Origin of the sequence: Rhizobium tropici CIAT 899 (assembly GCF_000330885.1) — a bacterium.
GTDB classification, from domain to species: Bacteria; Pseudomonadota; Alphaproteobacteria; order Rhizobiales; family Rhizobiaceae; genus Rhizobium; species Rhizobium tropici.
The window spans coordinates 2926630-2944009 of the sequence record NC_020059.1; the positions used below are offsets into that span (position 1 = coordinate 2926630).

15 protein-coding genes are annotated in these 17380 nt (G+C 59.7%); 2 read left to right on the top strand and 13 right to left on the bottom strand.

Annotation, left to right across the window (positions count from 1 at the left end):
• Nucleotides 1-96 precede the first annotated feature (96 nt).
• Complete coding sequence (locus RTCIAT899_RS14420) at nucleotides 97-1275, bottom strand: phosphoserine transaminase (RefSeq protein ID WP_015340971.1); 1179 nt, start codon at nucleotides 1273-1275, stop codon at nucleotides 97-99.
• A gap of 215 nt (nucleotides 1276-1490) precedes the next feature.
• On the opposite strand from RTCIAT899_RS14420, the gene RTCIAT899_RS14425 reads away from it, so the two are divergent.
• Nucleotides 1491-2327 carry a glycosyltransferase family 25 protein gene (locus RTCIAT899_RS14425; protein WP_244441418.1) on the top strand — a complete coding sequence of 279 codons (837 nt, stop codon included), beginning with the start codon at nucleotides 1491-1493 and terminating at the stop codon, nucleotides 2325-2327.
• Nucleotides 2328-2337: 10 nt separating this feature from the next.
• On the opposite strand, the gene RTCIAT899_RS14430 is transcribed toward RTCIAT899_RS14425, so the two are convergent.
• Both RTCIAT899_RS14430 and RTCIAT899_RS14435 read right to left on the bottom strand, forming a co-directional pair.
• A complete protein-coding gene (locus RTCIAT899_RS14430) occupies nucleotides 2338-3171 on the bottom strand; it encodes an outer membrane protein (RefSeq protein WP_015340973.1) in 834 nt (277 codons plus the stop codon).
• Nucleotides 3172-3408: 237 nt separating this feature from the next.
• The gene (locus RTCIAT899_RS14435; RefSeq protein ID WP_015340974.1) at nucleotides 3409-4260 is read right to left on the bottom strand and encodes an outer membrane protein; all 852 of its coding nucleotides are present in this window, start codon (nucleotides 4258-4260) and stop codon (nucleotides 3409-3411) included.
• A gap of 323 nt (nucleotides 4261-4583) precedes the next feature.
• On the opposite strand from RTCIAT899_RS14435, the gene RTCIAT899_RS14440 reads away from it, so the two are divergent.
• Nucleotides 4584-5144: an SH3 domain-containing protein gene (locus RTCIAT899_RS14440; protein ID WP_015340975.1), complete on the top strand. Its 561-nt coding sequence runs from the start codon at nucleotides 4584-4586 to the stop codon at nucleotides 5142-5144.
• Nucleotides 5145-5230: 86 nt separating this feature from the next.
• Here the strand turns inward: RTCIAT899_RS14440 and glmM are convergent, their stop codons facing one another.
• The 10 genes from glmM to ybgC all read right to left on the bottom strand — a co-directional run bounded on the left by glmM (nucleotide 5231) and on the right by ybgC (nucleotide 17267).
• Entirely contained in the window at nucleotides 5231-6583 is a 1353-nt protein-coding gene (gene glmM, locus RTCIAT899_RS14445; protein WP_015340976.1) for a phosphoglucosamine mutase, read from the bottom strand.
• Between the two features lie 366 nt (nucleotides 6584-6949).
• Nucleotides 6950-8893: an ATP-dependent zinc metalloprotease FtsH gene (gene ftsH / locus RTCIAT899_RS14450; protein WP_041677649.1), complete on the bottom strand. Its 1944-nt coding sequence runs from the start codon at nucleotides 8891-8893 to the stop codon at nucleotides 6950-6952.
• A gap of 115 nt (nucleotides 8894-9008) precedes the next feature.
• Complete coding sequence (tilS, locus tag RTCIAT899_RS14455; RefSeq protein ID WP_015340978.1) at nucleotides 9009-10334, bottom strand: tRNA lysidine(34) synthetase TilS; 1326 nt, start codon at nucleotides 10332-10334, stop codon at nucleotides 9009-9011.
• 5 nt (nucleotides 10335-10339) lie between these two features.
• Nucleotides 10340-11356 (bottom strand): tol-pal system protein YbgF, encoded by a 1017-nt coding sequence (gene ybgF, locus RTCIAT899_RS14460; protein WP_015340979.1) that lies wholly within the window; start codon nucleotides 11354-11356, stop codon nucleotides 10340-10342.
• A gap of 156 nt (nucleotides 11357-11512) precedes the next feature.
• A complete protein-coding gene (gene pal / locus RTCIAT899_RS14465) occupies nucleotides 11513-12046 on the bottom strand; it encodes a peptidoglycan-associated lipoprotein Pal (RefSeq protein ID WP_015340980.1) in 534 nt (177 codons plus the stop codon).
• Nucleotides 12047-12199: 153 nt separating this feature from the next.
• A complete protein-coding gene (gene tolB, locus RTCIAT899_RS14470; protein WP_376766881.1) occupies nucleotides 12200-13525 on the bottom strand; it encodes a Tol-Pal system beta propeller repeat protein TolB in 1326 nt (441 codons plus the stop codon).
• Nucleotides 13526-13948: 423 nt separating this feature from the next.
• The gene (locus RTCIAT899_RS14480) at nucleotides 13949-15172 is read right to left on the bottom strand and encodes a hypothetical protein (protein ID WP_015340983.1); all 1224 of its coding nucleotides are present in this window, start codon (nucleotides 15170-15172) and stop codon (nucleotides 13949-13951) included.
• Between the two features lie 9 nt (nucleotides 15173-15181).
• Nucleotides 15182-15643: a protein TolR gene (gene tolR, locus RTCIAT899_RS14485; protein WP_015340984.1), complete on the bottom strand. Its 462-nt coding sequence runs from the start codon at nucleotides 15641-15643 to the stop codon at nucleotides 15182-15184.
• A 26-nt stretch (nucleotides 15644-15669) separates the two neighbouring features.
• Entirely contained in the window at nucleotides 15670-16392 is a 723-nt protein-coding gene (tolQ, locus tag RTCIAT899_RS14490; RefSeq protein WP_041677650.1) for a protein TolQ, read from the bottom strand.
• Nucleotides 16393-16811: 419 nt separating this feature from the next.
• Nucleotides 16812-17267 carry a tol-pal system-associated acyl-CoA thioesterase gene (ybgC, locus tag RTCIAT899_RS14495; protein ID WP_015340986.1) on the bottom strand — a complete coding sequence of 152 codons (456 nt, stop codon included), beginning with the start codon at nucleotides 17265-17267 and terminating at the stop codon, nucleotides 16812-16814.
• Nucleotides 17268-17380: the final 113 nt, after the last annotated feature.

Genomic DNA, 17380 nt, shown 5'->3' on the forward strand with positions numbered 1-17380 from the left:
ATGCGAAACGGCTTTCCGTAGGGAATTGCATGAAAACAACGAGAATTCGGAATGCTGGGCTCCGCCTCACCGGCGGAGCCATAGACGCCTCAAACCTCAGGCAGCAGCCTGGGAGAGCGTCGCCTTCTGCGTTTCGAAAGCCCAGGCGAGCCAGGGCATCAGCTTCTGCATGTCGGAAGCTTCGATCGTCGCACCGGCCCAGATGCGCAGGCCCGACGGCGCGTCGCGGTAATGGCCGACGTCATAGGCGACGCCTTCCTTCTCAAGGAGCGCAACCAGACCCTTGGCGAAATTCGCCTGGCCATCGGCATCGAGAGCGACGACGTCCTTGTCAACGATCTTCAGGCAGACGGAGGTGTTGGACGCCGTCTCCGCCTTGACGGCGAGATTGGCGATCCAGTCGTTGGCGGCGACGAAATCGTGGATGACCTTGGCATTGGCATCGGCACGGCCGATCAGCGCCTTCAGGCCGCCGAGATCCTTCGCCCAGAGGAGAGCGTCGATATAGTCCTCGACGCAAAGCATCGACGGCGTGTTGATCGTCTCGCCGGTAAAGATGCCTTCGATCAGCTTGCCGCCGCTGGTCATGCGGAAGATCTTCGGCAGCGGCCAGGCAGGCTGATAGGTCGTCAGGCGCTCGACAGCGCGCGGCGACAGGATGATGACGCCATGTGCGCCCTCGCCGCCCAGAACCTTCTGCCAGGAGAAGGTGACGACGTCGAGCTTGGCAAAATCGAGGTTCTGAGCGAAGGCCGCCGAAGTGGCGTCGCAGATCGTCAGGCCCTTGCGGTCGGCCGGGATGAAATCGCCGTTCGGAACGCGCACGCCAGAGGTAGTGCCGTTCCAGGTGAAGACTACGTCGCGGTCGAAATCGACAGCGGAAAGATCGGGCAGCTCGCCGTAGCCGGCTTCGAGCTTGCGGACGTCCTTGAGCTTTAGTTGCTTGACGACGTCGGTAACCCAGCCGGCGCCGAAGCTTTCCCAGGCGAGCATGTCGACGCCGCGTTCGCCGAGGAGCGACCAGAGAGCCATTTCGACGGCACCGGTGTCGGAAGCCGGAACGATGCCAATGCGATAATCCGCCGGCACTTCTAGAATTTCGCGAGTAAGATCAATGGCCTGCTTCAGCTTTGCCTTACCAACTTTCGCGCGGTGCGAACGGCCAAGAGCCGCATCGGAAAGAGCGTTAAGCGTCCAACCGGGACGCTTCGAGCATGGACCAGAAGAGAAATGGGTATTATTCGGACGGATGTCCGGCTTGGCGAGCTTAGTCATGATGCTATCCTCTCAGATAGAAAGCTCCTCGTTGGGGAGGAGTGTCCCGCCGCCGGATATATTGGAAGCAGCCCGTTAGCGCAACAATAAAAATTGCTCATGGCGCTCCCTCACGATTTCGTGCGAGATTTTGATGCCAGGCAAGGCACGCGCAATGGAAATAAGCCAAATTTAGTGCCACAAGAGCTAGTTTCTATGCTGATGCACAATCATATATGGCTAGGCGCCCGCCGTTTTGCGCCGATGGAAATTATCAAGTGTGCTCGATGTCCCTAACTGCGCTCGCCGAAACTTCTTTTACACCGTCACAAACCATGCCGGTCTATCTTATCAATATCGACCGGGCAGCCGAACGGCTGGCGGAGATTCAGCGGCAGAGCGATGAGTTCGGTTTTCGATTCGAGCGTATTCATGGCGTCGACGGTGCCCTCGTCCCGCGCGACGAATGGATCGATGTAGATCACGATCGCTTCCAGCGCCGGCATGGCCGCACCATCCTGCCCGGCGAGTATGGCTGCTACCGCAGTCACCTGCTGGCGCTGCAACAGTTTTTGGCGGGCGGCGGCGAAATGGCCGTGGTCATCGAAGATGATGTTGCGCTGGATATCGATTTCCTCGCACGCACCGTGGCCGCGAAGAATGCTGCGCCCAATGCCGACCTGATCAAGCTCGTCAATCACCGCTGGAACGGCTTTCGTGCCATGGGCCGAAGCAGCAAGGGAGATATCGTCGGCCGCTGCCTCTTTGGTCCGCAAGGCTCGACGGCCTGCTATCTTGTCACGCGCAAAGGCGCCGAAAAGATCGTGAAATCGCTGGCCATCATGTCGCTGCCCTGGGATGTGGCCGTGGAGCGTGGCTGGGACATGAATATCTCCATCGTGAGTACGCGCGCGAACATTGCTGGCTTCAGCCGGCTGCAGCGAACGACGATGATCGGCTGGCGTCGCGACTACCGCGCGGCCAAGGCACCGGCCTGGCGGCGCATACCCGCACACATCTTCCGAACCGTGGATTTCTTTCGGCGTATCGCCTACGTGCTGACGACGCCGTAAGCCTCGGATTTTACCAAGTAGTGATCCGCAAGCCCACGCGAATCTCATGGCGCGACAACGCGCCGTCACGGCCTGCCGTGCCGCCGGCGCCTGCAGCCGAATCTGCGGCGGAATAGCCGAACATGTCACCACCCGCGATATGGGAGAAGCGGTAGCCAAGATCGACCTTGATATTCGGCGCAACCTCATAAGCCACACCCGCCATCAAGGCGTAGGTCAGGCGCCAGTCACTGTCACCAGGATAGCGTGCGCTGACTGAGGCAGCGCCACCGCAGCCCGACGTGCCGTCCACACAGGAGCCGATGGCGTTGACGCTGCTCCAGGAAACCCTGCTGGCACCGAGGCCGGCACCGACATAGGGCGTGAAGCCGGCGAGCGTCCCGAGGTCGACATAGCCATTGACCATCAGGCTGCCGGCCCTGAAGGAAGAACGAGCTCTCGTGGAGCATCCCGTGCCGCCGACCCCGCCGGAACAAGGCGAATCGCTCGAAATGCGGCCATTAAAATCACCGCTGAAGAAATCGCCCGTCACATCCGCGCGGAACAGATCGTTGAACTGATAGCCGACACCAAGACCGCCGGAAAAATCCCCGCCGAACCGGGTCGAATCAAAGCTGCTCGAACTGTAATCGTCACCCGCAGGATCATAGGCGCGAAATTTCGTGTCGGTGCGGCTGGCATTGACGGCATAGCCGACATCGCCGCGCACATACCATCCCCTGGCATCCTTGACACTCACCTCCGACATCTTGATTTCCGGCGGTGTCGCATCGGCCGCAAACGCAACACCCGCCGATGCGCCTGCCATCGCTGCGGCTAGCGTCAAAGCGTCAAAACGGATCATTACCCCTCGCCTTCCATCCTCGGGCTCGCGCCCGAATGTCGAACCGGCTAGCTCCCCTTGATATCTCATATGTCTGGGTCTGAGCGGGAAGGCTGCCATTCTCATTTCATTAACCATAAGGAATTCATGGTTAATGAAGCTTTAAGGCAACGGAGAATTGCTTAACGGGATAGAGGAAAAACAAAAGCCGTCCGGCGAGAAACCGGACGGCTTTTCAATAACTTGAATGGATATTGCTTACTTGTAGACCGGCGCCTGGACCGGGATATCTGCCGGCGGCATGTAGCTTGCCGTCTGGCAGCCTCCGAACGTATAGCGGGCACCGATGCGGGCTTCGTGCAGGTTCAGGCCCTTGTCGTAGCCGGGACCGCCATTCTCGTTGTAACCGAACATGTCGCCGCCCTGAACGTGGCGATAACGATAACCGACATCCGCCTTGAGGTTGCAGGTCAGATCGATGGAGGTACCGGCCATCAGCGCATAGGTAAAGCGCCAGCTGCCGCGGCCGTTATGCGAGACCGTTCCGTCGCAGGAATCCGGGTTGGCGTCGGAGCAGGACGTGTTCTTCAGATTGCTCCACTTGACGTAAGTGCCGCCGAGACCGCCGCCGACATAAGGAGTGAAGATGCCGTAGGTGCCGAGATCGACATAAGCGTTGGCAAGCAAGCTATAGGCCGTCAGGGAGGCAAGATCGCGCGAGGTTGCCGCAGTCGGAGTAAAGCCCGGGCCGCAGGCGCCGCAATCACCCTTCGTGGAGCCCTTGAAGTCGGACTTGAAGAGATAGTCGAGCGTCAAGTCCGTGCGAAGGTAGTTGTTGATCTGGTAACCGACACCGCCACCGAGCGTGACATTGCCATCCAGCTTGGCGCGATCGAAATCGACTAGGCTGGCATTGGAGCCCTGGAAGTAGTTCGCGCCGCGCAGGTTCGTGAAGGCATAGCCGACATCGCCGCGCAGATACCAGCCGCTGGATTGAGCGACCGTCACTTCCGGCGCCGGCTGTACCGGTTCGGGCGTATAAAGATCAGCAGAAAAGGCGGACGTGCCGACAAGCAAAGTGGCAAGTGCCCCAATCAGGGTTTTCATCATGGCTTTGGCTCCAAATTTCTTGCCCTTGGCACAGCAAAAGCTTGCCAATTGAAATGACATGACGGGAATAATGATGAAAAGGAGTTAAAACCTGATTAACTACGAATATTTACCGTGTTTATTTAGGAATTATACTTTGTTTCATATATTAGAGAAAATTGATACTTGAATGACGAGAACGAGATAAGAAGCGGCGCCCACCTCCTTTTTTAACTCAGGCACCGGGTCTGCGGATGGACCCAGAGGCGGCAGTTCCTAAACCGTTTGGCAAGAATCGAACCATTACAGTGCTGTCGCCGGAGAGATAACTCAGGAGGGAGTCATTGACTTACCGTCGCATAATACCGGCCGGCCTGGGCCTTGCTCTCATCTTTCTGAGCTCCGCCGTCCTGGCAGGCGCAATGCCGGTAAAGCCGATCGCCGCCACAGCCTCCGCATGGAACAAGGGGCGTGAAACCGGTTTGCCGATCCCACGTTATGTTTCCCTCCGCGCCCAAAAGGCGCGCATGCGCGTCGGCCCGTCGACGATCTATGCCACGAAATGGATCTATATGAAGCCGGGTCTTCCCTTGGAGATCATCGACGAATACGGCCATTGGCGGCAAGTCCGCGACGATACGGGCGTCACCGGCTGGATGCACAGCGCCCTGCTTTCCGGAGCGCGGACGGCCCTGATCGCCCCCTGGCTGGCGAAGAATGCCGCGCTGCGTGCCGATCCGAACCCCTCCGCCACGACGATCGCTGAGCTGCAGCCTCGCGTGCTGGTTTCACTGCAATCCTGCACCGGAACGTGGTGCCGCGTCTCCGTCCGCGAGCACTCCGCCAGAGGTTATGTCAGGCAGGACAAGCTCTGGGGCGCTTATCCCGGAGAAATGTTCCAGTAGCACTGCCGTCATTCCGAAACTGAAAACACAATGGCCGCCCGATAGGACGGCCATGCTATTTATTCGCAATTACGTCTTTTGCCTGCTCAGGCAGCCGAACGCACGCTCGAGATCACGTCGATCAATCCGCCGACGATGCGCTCGATCTGGCCGCGATCGTCCCCTTCCGCCATGACGCGGATCAAGGGTTCTGTGCCGGAGGGGCGGATCACCAGCCGGCCGTTGCGGGACAGCTCGCTTTCTGCATCGGCGATCGCCTGGCGCACATGAATATCCTCCAGCGGCTTGCCGCCGGAAATACGGACATTGCGCAGCAGCTGTGGCACCGGCTCGAAACGGCGACAGACTTCGCTGACCGGCTTGCCTGTGCGCTTCACCGCGGCAAGGATCTGCAGCGCAGCCACCAGACCGTCGCCCGTCGTGCCGTAATCAGAGAGCACGATATGACCCGACTGCTCGCCGCCGACATTGTAATCGTGCTGGCGCATATGCTCGACGACATAGCGGTCGCCGACAGCCGTACGTGCGAGCGACATGCCGCGATCGTCGAGGAACCGCTCCAGTCCGAGATTGGACATGACGGTTGCGACAATGCCATTGCCGCGCAACGTCTGACTCTCAGCCCAGCTTTCGGCAATGACGGCCATCAGCTGGTCGCCATCGATGATGGTGCCGGTTTCATCGACAATGATGACGCGATCGGCATCGCCATCCAGCGCAATGCCGATATCGGCACGCACTTCGTCCACCTTCTTCTGCAGGGCGATGGGGCTGGTGGAGCCGCAATTCAGATTGATATTCGTGCCATTCGGCTCATTGCCGATGGTCACGACATCGGCGCCAAGCTCCCAAAGGGCGGCCGGGGCAACCTTGTATGCGGCACCATTGGCGCAATCGATGGCGATCCGCAGTCCCTGCAGCGTCACATCGCGCGGCAGCGTACGCTTGGCATGCTCGATGTAACGGTCATGGACACCGTCGATACGCTTGGCGCGACCGATATTCTCCGACTTGGCCAGATGCTCCAACATGTCCTTGTCGAGCATGTCCTCGATCTTCATTTCGAGATCGTCGGAGAGCTTATAGCCATCAGGGCCGAAAAGCTTGATGCCATTATCCTGATAGGGATTGTGCGAAGCCGAGATCATGACGCCGATATCGGCGCGCAGCGAGCGCGTCAGCATCGCGACTGCTGGCGTCGGGATAGGTCCGAGAACGAAGGCATCGACGCCGGCTGCGGTAAAGCCTGCCACTATGGCATTTTCCAGCATATAGCCCGAAAGGCGCGTATCCTTGCCGATGACGACCCGATGGCGATGGCTACCTCGATGGAAGATCGTGCCGGCAGCGATACCCACGCGCATGGCAAGATCTGGCGTCATCGGATAGATGTTGGATTGACCGCGAATTCCGTCAGTTCCGAAATAACGGCGTTTCATATGCACTCCTGTCGTTGCCGCATCCTCGCGAGGAGTACGGCGGCATCGATATCGCCGCTTGGAAACCCGCGGCACTGCAAACATCGATGCTTCTGGCTCATGCCATAGATTGTAAAATTCGGCACTTAAATTACCGAGAACGCCTATTACACCGCGTTACCATTAATAAGCACTAAAAAACTGCATCGGATCGTGACGGACATAGTCCGATCCACAGCCTGCCGCGTCTCCGTTACTTCAGACTGATATGGTAATATGCAAAGGGTCAGCAGCTCGGCATCGCCTCTCCCTCAACCTTTCAGCAAAAAGGCCAGCCGCATTTTCATGGGCTGGCCTTTCAATTTCGAGGTTTGAACCTCTCACGCCTTAACGCGGCTGCGGTTCGAACCCGCCTTCGGGCTCGTCACCCTTGGCACCGAGCGAGCCGTCCTTTTTCGCGCCGGTCTTCGGCACGGCCGAGCCACGGCTCGGCGGCGTATCGTCACCGAGATCGCGCGCCGGCTTTTCGCCACGAAGCAGAGCTTTGATTTCGTCGCCACTCAGCGTCTCATATTCGAGCAAGCCCTCGGCGATTGCCACGAAGCCGTCGTGATGCTCCGTAAGGATATCCTTGGCCTGCTGATAAGCCTGATCGATCAGGCGGCGGACTTCATTATCGATCGTCTGCGCGGTCGCCTCGGACACGTTCTTCGACTGCGAAACCGAGTGGCCGAGGAATACTTCCTGCTGGTTTTCGCCATAGGCAACCTGACCAAGCTGATCGGAGAAACCCCATTGCGTGACCATAGCACGGGCAAGCTTGGTCGCCTGCTCGATATCCGAGGATGCACCGGAGGTGATGTTTTCCTTGCCGAAAGTCAGTTCTTCAGCAACGCGGCCACCCATCATGATGCAGAGCCGCGACACCATCCACGTATAGCTCATGGAGTAGCGGTCGCCTTCCGGCAACTGCATGACCATGCCGAGCGCACGGCCGCGTGGGATGATCGTCGCCTTGTGCAGCGGGTCGGCGACGGCAACCTTGAGTGCCGTGATGGCGTGACCGGCTTCATGATAGGCGGTGAGCTTCTTTTCCGCTTCGGTCATGGCCGAAGAGCGGCGCTCGGCGCCCATCATGATCTTGTCCTTGGCGTCTTCGAATTCCTGCATGGTGACCAGGCGCTTGTTGCGGCGGGCGGCCATGAGGGCAGCTTCGTTGACGAGGTTCATGAGATCGGCACCGGAGAAGCCGGGCGTACCGCGAGCGAGCGTCTTCAGATCGACGTTCGGCGCCAGCGGCACGTTGCGGGCATGAACCTTGAGGATACGCTCGCGGCCGACGATATCCGGGTTGGGCACCACGACCTGGCGGTCGAAGCGGCCCGGACGCAGCAGCGCAGGGTCGAGAACGTCGGGACGGTTGGTCGCGGCGATCAGGATGATGCCTTCATTGGCCTCGAAGCCGTCCATCTCGACCAGCAGCTGGTTGAGCGTCTGCTCGCGCTCGTCGTTACCGCCGCCAAGACCGGCGCCACGATGGCGGCCGACGGCGTCGATTTCGTCGATGAAGATAATGCAAGGTGCATTCTTCTTGGCCTGCTCGAACATGTCGCGGACACGGCTTGCGCCGACGCCGACGAACATTTCGACGAAGTCGGAACCGGAGATGGTGAAGAACGGCACATTGGCTTCGCCGGCAATGGCGCGCGCCAGAAGCGTCTTACCAGTACCGGGAGGGCCGACAAGAAGAACGCCGCGCGGGATACGGCCGCCGAGACGCTGGAATTTCTGCGGATCGCGCAGGAATTCAACGATTTCTTCCAGATCCTGCTTGGCTTCGTCGACACCAGCGACGTCATCGAAAGTGACGCGACCATGCGCCTCCGTCAGAAGCTTTGCCTTCGACTTGCCGAAGCCCATGGCGCCGCGCGAGCCGCCCTGCATCTGACGCATGAAGAACAGCCAGACGCCGAGGATCAGGAGCATCGGCAGCAGCGTGCCGAGATAGCTCAGGAAGCTCGAGGAGCCATCCGATTCCGGACGGCCGACAATGTTGACGTTCTTGCTTTGCAGGCGCTCAAGCAGGCTGTCATCCACGACCGGAGCATAGGTCTGGAAGGGCGTGCCGTTTTCGACATAGCTGCCGACGACGCGGTTGCCGGTGACGGTAACGTCACGAACGCGGCCGGAATCAACTTCCCGGAGGAACTGCGAATACGGTATTTCCCTGGAGCCTGTTTGTGCCGGCGCGTTCTGGAACATGCTGAACAGGGCAATCAACAGCAAGGCTATGATTGCCCACAGAGCGAAATTACGAAAATTAGGGTTCATCGAACTCCCCAGCACTGAAACTCCCGCCGTCAAGCGGCGGTATTACTTGATCCCTAACATAGGGTTGCGCCAAGCCCTTGCCAAGGCAAACCGCATCGCCGCATGTTTTTTCCGTCTATAGGGCCGAAATCGGCAGCCTCCTATAGGCTTCACGCCCGAAAGCGACCGAGAGGCTATTGGCAAATGTGAGATCAAATCGTGTCAAAAAGCGGTCGAAGGGCGCGAGACGGGGTAGAAGCGCGACGCTCGCCGCCTTGTCCCCTCCTTCCGGCACGATCGACGGCATCGCCGCCTGAGCGCGTTTCACCACGCCTCCCGGCAGATTTGCCGGAAAAATCGTCGTATTTCCCACTCCCGGAGCGCTGACGCGGACTGCGGTCGGGCCGAAATTCTCTATTTCAAAGCGGCCATCCCAATTGACTTTTTCACCAGGCAGGACCGAAACCGGAGCGATATTGCGGCTCTCCCGCATAAGATAGAGCGCATCGCGACGAAGGTCGAAGATCACCCCTCCCGCCGTGCGCCGACCGAGGTTCGCCCCGTTCACAAATTCGAGAACACGCTCCATTTGCGCACGCCCCGGCGGATAGGAACTGCCACCGAAGATGGCGGCAAGATAAGACAGGGCATAGGCAACGACCGCTGCATCAGCGGAAAGACCGGGCCGCGCAACGGCGCAGAGCGCACCCGCGTGGATTGCGACATGCTCGTCCAGCCACACTGCAGCCCGCTCGGAAAGCGCGGCGCGATCGGCGCCACCATCAGCCGGCATTTCGGCCACCGGCTCTCTTGCAAGCTCCATACGGGTGCGTACGCGCTCGTATCGCGCATCCTCGTTGCTGGGGTCGTCGAGCCAGGACACATCGCGCGTCTCGAGATAGGTCCTGATTTCAGCCCGCCGGCAGGCGAGAAACGGCCTGACAACCCAGATACGCCGATCGAACAGAACCGCATCGGCGATGCCTGTGCCATAACCGCCCTGCCCCCGCCGCGCGCCGCGCATGGCAATCGTCTCGCGCTGATCGTCCCACGTATGAGCGGTTACGATCGCATCGGCCGAAATCTCGGAGGCGAGCTCCGCAAGCAGCGCATAACGCGCTTCACGTGCTGCGGCCATGATGCCGGTTCCGGGCTTTTCCCCCTCCCAGCGACGGATAAAATGCGAAATACCGCGCGAGGCGCAGAATGCAGCGACTTCTCGCGCTTCGCCCGCTGATGCGGCACGCAAGCCATGGTCGATCGTTGCTGCGGTAAGGGTAATATCGTCGTGAGGATGGGATTTCAGCCGCTCGGCAAGGGCAATCAGAAGCCCGGTGGAATCGCTGCCGCCCGAAACGGCGACGAGAATATGAGCAGGCTTCGAGAGAGAATGCAGAAATTCGCTGGTTGCGGCTTCAGGCGTAATGGCTGTGGCATCGCCGGTCACAGCGTCAATGGACATGGCGGTCAGCAGGCAAGCCGCTTCTGTTCGCTGGCAACCTTGCCGGTCACAGCCTTGGAGGCCTTCGGATAACGCTTGGTGACCTCGCGAAGCGTGGCGCAGGCGGTATCCTTGTTGTCGAGAGCGGCCAGGGACATGCCGAGCTTCAGGAGCATTTCCGGCGCCTTTTCCGAAGTGCTATATTTCTGATGAGCATTCAGGAAAGTCTTGGCAGCATCATTGTACTTGCCCTGCGAATAAAGCGCTTCGCCGAGCCAGAAATTCGCATCGGCCGCCCGCGAGCTGCTGGGATAGCTGTCGAGATATTGGCGGAATTCCTGTTCGGCGACGCTATAGTCGCCGGACAGGACGTGGCCGTAGGCAGCCTTGTATTGATCGTTCTCGCTGCCGAGCGATGCCGTCTGCGAGCCGGAACCTGCACTTGGCGGCGCACCCGAACCGTTGTTGGCCCCTGTAATCGAGGAGCCGATCTGGTCGCCGCCCTGGTCGAACTGGATAGAGCCAAGCTCGCCCGGCGGCTTGCCAGCGCCGGCGCCGCGTGCACCGGTGGTGTTTCCATTCTGCGAGTTGCTGATAACGCCGGCAATATCGTCCTGCTTGACGCCGCCTTGCGCAGGCGCGTCGGCCTCGCTCTTCTTCATCGTGCCGCCCGATGCGGGCGCGCTGCTACCGCCGCCGCGCTTTTCCAGCTGCTGGAAGCGGAATTCGTTGTCCTCCTGCGCCTTGCGGATCTGCTCCTGCATCTGGAGAAGCTGGTAGCTCATCTCCTCGACGCGGCCGTTCAGCTGGCGCATCTGGTCTTCGAGCTGCTGAAGGCGCATTTCCGCATCGCTGTTTTGAACGTTGATGACAGGTGCCTGGCCGTATTGCGCTTGTCTTTGATCTGCGTTGCCGGGAGCCGCCTGCGCGGAGGCATCGCGGCCTCCGAGATGCATTCCAAACAACGACAAGGCAGAAGCATCGCGCTCGCTACCCACGATGGCAGCGAGACAAAGCATGCTCGCCACGACAAGTTTTCTCATATGGATCGTCCTGTCCTATTGATTCTTCGGGCCGGAGGGCTCGAACAGGAGATTTTTACAATTGCTCTCAAAAAGCAACGGAGTTCGGCCAAAGTGTGGTCAAAAAAGTAAAGGCGGCACGAGGCCGCCTTTTGCATTCCGATTGGTCTTTGACGATCAGGAGCCGGCGCCGTTGAGCACGGTGACGGCGCGGCGGTTCTGCGACCAGCAGGACTCGTTGTCGCAGGTAGCGACCGGGCGCTCCTTGCCATACGAAATCGTCTTCATACGGTTCGCCGGGACACCACGCGAAGCGAGATAGCTTTTCGCGGCGGCAGCGCGGCGCGCGCCGAGAGCAAGGTTGTACTCGCGGGTGCCGGTCTCGTCGGCATGACCTTCGACCGTGATGGAATAGTTCGGATAACGGGCGAGCCACTGAGCCTGACGATCGAGCGTCTGTGCTGCTTCGGAGCTGATGGAGGAGCTGTCGACAACGAAGAAGATACGGTCGCCGACATTGACCGTGAAGTCCTGCGGCGAGCCCGGAGTGGCATTGCCGGCACCGTTCAGGCCAAGACCGTTGGCATCGTTCGGCAGACCCTTCTTGGAAGCGCAGCCGGCCAGAGAAAGGCCAACGAAAAGCGCGATCATGATCGGGTTGCGGGCGAGGTTCTGCATATGGCCAACGGCCTGGGTTGCGGTGCGGCTCATGGCCGGTCTCTCCTTAAGTCTCTATCAGGGTTGCCAGACTGTAACCGGGTTCGGTTAATCGGATTCCAACAAGTATGGTTAATGATGTCCTAAAATTGTCGCCAAATGGTCCACTCACAGGACTTTGCGGCGATAACGTGGCGGCCCTTCCCGCTACTCGAGCAGCGGCGACCATGCCGGGTCGGAAGCGAAGCCAGGGGTCGGGATCTTCTGCTCGTTATAACCGGTCAGATCGATCGAATAAATTTGCGGTCCGCTCGCACCCGACGGCGCGCGGAAGAACATGATGACGCGGCCGTTCGGCGCCCAGGTCGGTCCTTCGCTGTAGGAGCCGGAGGTGAGGATTCGCTCGCCGGAACCGTCCGGCTTCATGACGCCGATGGAAAAGTTGCCGCCGGCCCGTTTGGTGAAGGCGATCAGATCGCCGCGCGGCGACCAGACCGGCGTGGAGTAGGAGCCATTACCGAAGGAGATGCGGCGCTGGTTGGAGCCGTCGGCATTCATGACATAGATTTGCGGCTGCCCACCGCGGTCGCTTTCGAATGCAACCTGCGTGCCATCGGGCGAATAGGATGGCGAGGTATCGATCGCGGCCGTAGACGTCAGACGGGTCGTGGTACGCGAACGCAGATCCATCGTGTAGATATTGGCGTTGCCTTCCTGCTGAAGACTCATGATGACGCGCTGCCCGTCCGGCGAGAAGCGCGGCGAGAAGGTCATGCCCGGAAAATTGCCCACCAGTTCGCGCTGGCCCGTCTGCAGCTGCAGCAGATAGACGCGCGGCTGCTGGTTGGCGAAGGACATGTAGGTCACTTCCTGGCGATTAGGCGAGAAGCGCGGCGTCAATACCAGGTCGCTGCCGTCGGTCAGCATGCGCGCGTTAGCGCCGTCCTGGTCCATGATACCGAGCTGTGTCTTGCGGGCCGTCTTCGGGCCGCTTTCGGCGACGAAAACGACGCGGGTATCGAAATAGCCCTTTTCGCCGGTAATCTTCTGATAGATCGCATCAGCGATGATGTGCGCGACACGGCGCCAGTTATCCGGCTGGGCAAAGAACTGCTGACCGATCATCTGGCTGTTGCCGAACGTATCCCAGAGGCGGAATTCGGCACGAAGGCGGCCGCCTTCCTGCGTCACGCGGCCAGTCACCAGAGCCTGCGCATTGATCGAGGTCCAGTCCTGGAAGCGCGGGGTCGAATCCGGATTGGTAATCTTCTCGATGAAAGCCTGCTTGTTGATCGGAGCGAACAATCCCGAGCGCTGCAGATCGGCGGCGATGACGCTCGAGATCTGCGGGCCGAGCGTATCATTCGACAGAAGGTCGGTGATAGCGATCGGCATGGGCTGGACGTTGCCCTTGTTGATATTGAGCTCGACCACGGCATAGGCCGGAGTGGATGCCACAGCCATCAGGCCTGCTAGCACCACCAGGAGGCGGACGAAGGATTTTCTGATCATATGTGCCAAGCCTTTCAGCATTAATTCGTCACAGAGCCGGTGCGAAGTTAAGGCTAACTTCTTTCCAGGTGTCATATTGATCTATTGGCAGGTTCTTAAACGGGGCAGCCCGAAGCACAGCTCGCATTGCGGCTGCCGCCATGGCTTGCTGCGTCGCCTTGGGGCCACCGGTCACGGTGACCTTCGGCTCGCCCACAATCTCTCCGCTTCGGCTGAGCTTGAGATGCACCCGGACGCGGACATCTCTCGCTCCCTCGAGCCCCGGAGGAAAGTTCCAATACTTCGCGACGTCCTCGCGGATGTGATCCCCAGTCGAGTTTCCAGGCTGCTGCGTAGCGCTTGCAGCCTGCACCGACACGGAACCAGCCAACATCACGCCCAAGGCCACAAGCAAGCTCATGCCGAGACGGAGACAGTGGTTCGTCAAAAGCCGCGCTCCCCGCATCACATCCCCAGATCCGCTGCACTGAAATTGACGACGACTTCCTGCCAGTCCTCATATTTGTCCGCCGGAAGAATCGACATGAACTCCGATTGCGCGCGAAGGACCGCGCGTACAGCGGCGGACTGCATGGCACCTTGTGTCGAAGCCGGTCCCCCGTTGGTCGTCGCTTCCGGCTGACCGACGATCTGCCCGGATTTGTCGAGCTTGAAGTGCACCTTGATTCGCACGTCGCCGGCGCCTTCAAGACCAGGCGGGAGGTTCCAGTATTTCTGGATCAGATCGCGCAGGCCATCCTGCTGGCTCTGGCTGAGCTTGCCGGCACCCAGCGACTTCTTGCCGCCAAGCGAAGCGACCTGGGTATCGGCGCCGGCGGAAGCCTGCTGCGACGAGCGCTTCGCACCGCCCTTCGACGAGGTGTTGTTGAGAAGATCGTTGATCTGATCGGCAAGACCATCGTCAAGGCCCTTGCTGGAGGCCTTCGGGGTCTGACGTTTCTTGTCAGCGTCCTTCTTTCCGTCGTCAGCCGAGGTATTCTTGCTCGTGCTTTGCGTCGTCGTCTTGTCCGTCGGCTTTGCGTCGGCGACCTTCACATCCGGCTTTGGCGTCGGCTTGACCTCCGGCTTCTGCTCGGCAGCCTTCGGCGGCGTCGGCTGCGGCTTCACATCCGGCACGGGGACGTTGTTTGGCAGCTGAATTTCGGCTTGTTCCGTCGGCTGCGGCGTTGGCGGCGTCGGCGTTGCATCGGCCTTCGGGGTCGGCGGCGTGGGATCCGGCTTCGGGGTCGGCGTCACGTCAGGTTTTTGCTGCGGAATGGCGGCCACTTCCTTGGGGGCGGCTTCCGTTTCCTTCTGCTCGATGGTCTTGACGTCGTTCGGCCTCGGATCGTCCTGCGGTACAGGCGTATCCACCTTCTTCGGCGCTTGAGCCGCGGTTTCGCTCTCCGGCCGTTGCGTCGGCACGACCGGGTTCTTGATATCCACCTTGTTCTCGCCGGTATTCTGGGCGTTGGCGACCTGGTCCTGTTTGGTCGTCGGTTTGCGCGCGGCGTGATCCGTCACCGGCGCCTTCTTCTCACCCTGCTGCAGCTGATCCGCCGTCACGATATCGACATCCATCGCCGTGCTTTCCGGCGTCTCCAGCGGCGCCGGCGCACTCAGCGACACCATGGCGCCGATCAGCACCAGGATGTGAATGACAGCAGATGTGGCAATACTGCGCTTCATGTCGGTTCGTCAGTGATCCGTTGTCTGCTGCTGCGTAACCAGGCCGATGTTCTTGTAACCGGCCTCCTGAATGCGAGACATGACGTCGGCGATAACGCCGTAAGGCGCCTTGGAATCGCCCTTGACGAAGATGCGTTCGCTATAGCCGGTCGTCGCGATCGCTTTCAGCTTGTCCGCGATTTCGGTGACCTGAATTTCGGATTCGCCGATATAGACCTGGCCATCGGCCTTGATCGAGATCGTGATCGGCTGCGTTTGGGCGTTCAGTGCGCCGGCCTGCGTCTGCGGCAGGTCGATCGGCACGCCCGACGTCATCATCGGCGCCGCCACCATGAAGATGATCAAGAGCACGAGCATGACGTCGACCAGCGGCGTCACGTTAATCTCGGAAATCGGGCCACCACGGCCTCCGCCACGACGACTGCCACGGCGGCCACCGCCGCCACCACTACCTCCAACAGACATTCCCATGTGAATACTCCGGTTCTGTCCGCGACTTACTGCGCAGCCTGGCGCGGCTGCAGCTTTTCATCGATCTGGCGCGAAAGGATGGCGGAGAATTCATCCGCGAAGCCTTCCATGCGGCCCGAAAGCTTGCCGGCATCGGCCGAGAACTTGTTGTAGGCGATAACGGCCGGAATAGCGGCAACCAGACCGATCGCAGTTGCCAGAAGCGCTTCGGCGATACCCGGCGCGACGACCGCAAGGTTGGTGGACTTCGAGCCGGCGATCGCCTGAAACGAGGTCATGATACCGACGACCGTACCGAAGAGACCGATGAACGGGCCGGCGGAACCGATGGTCGCAAGCGATCCGAGACGGGCCGTCAGATGTTCCGATTCACGCGCGAGGGTCACGTCCATGGCGCGGTCGATACGCATCTGCAGACCGATCGGCGAGCGAGCGCCGCGCTCGAACGATTTCTTCCATTCGCGCATCGCTGCGACGAAAATGGCGCCAAGGCCCGTATTGTTACGCTCCGAAAGCGTGCGGTAGAGCTCTTCGAGCGACTGGCCGGACCAGAAAACCTGCTCGAAATGATCGAACTGCCGCCGCGCTCGCGCGTAGCTCAGATATTTGTCGATGACGATCGCCCAGGTCCATACGGACGCTGCCAGCAGGCCGATCATGACGAGCTTGACGACCAAGCCCGCCTGCATGAAGAGCGACCAGAGGGTGATGTCCGGTGTGGTGGCCGCTGCCAATGCTACTTGTTCCATTGATCCAAAATCCCCGAATCCAAACGCCCGGTGCTAGACCGGGCGGCTAAAAGTGATCTCACAAGAATTGTTTGGCAGCCGCCGCTGAACGCCCTGGTCAAGCCTTCCAAGCTTATAACTGCCTTCTTGCCGTCAAATTTGGTCAAAGGAAGGCGTGCACCGCACAAACTCCGACATAATCAGTAAGACACTATTATGGTTAAAAGAATGTTAGCGTCGAAACATGAAGGATTTAACGGCGACGAAGGTTATTCTCGCTCCAGAGAAGAACTGACCGGACGAAACCGGCGACAAACGCAGACAAAGCTTGCGCGGCGAATTCCTTCACATAAAACTCAAGTTATTGCAAGCCGCCTCTTGTCGATCACGCTATCCTTATGCAAGGCAGCCATGATGCGATGAGCATGCCAGGTTATTGATTACCCGCCACTTTCCGACGCCGTGAGCATTTGCGCGGCAAGCTTCTCCGGCAGGCGGCGCGGACGCCCCTTTGCATTGATCACGGCAATGATGACCTTCGCGGCAATCAGCAGTGTCTCGCCGCGCCGGATTTCCTGAGACAGCACCATCTTGGCACCACCGGCCTTTTCGGTGGCTGTGCGGATCGTCAGCAGGTCATCCATGCGAGCCGGTCCCCTGAAATCGATCTCCATGCGATGGACGACGAAAACCAACCCCTCTTCATCCGCATTCAGAAGTTCGCGCTGTTCCACTCCGAGACAACGCAGATAGTCCGTGCGTCCCCGCTCAAGGAAATGCAGGTAGCGCGCGTGATAGACGAGCCCGGAAAAATCCGTATCCTCATAGTAGACTCGCTGCACCAGCCGGTGGCTTCCGGCTTCCAGTTCCCCAGCTATCAGAAAGGGGCTGTTCATCGTTGCCGCATCTCCTTGAATGTCCGGCATCTCTTTGGCCGAAGTTCTGCCATCAAGCAAGCTTTGAACAATTGTCATAAACTCCGACTATCCGGAATCGTGCCGGCTAGCGG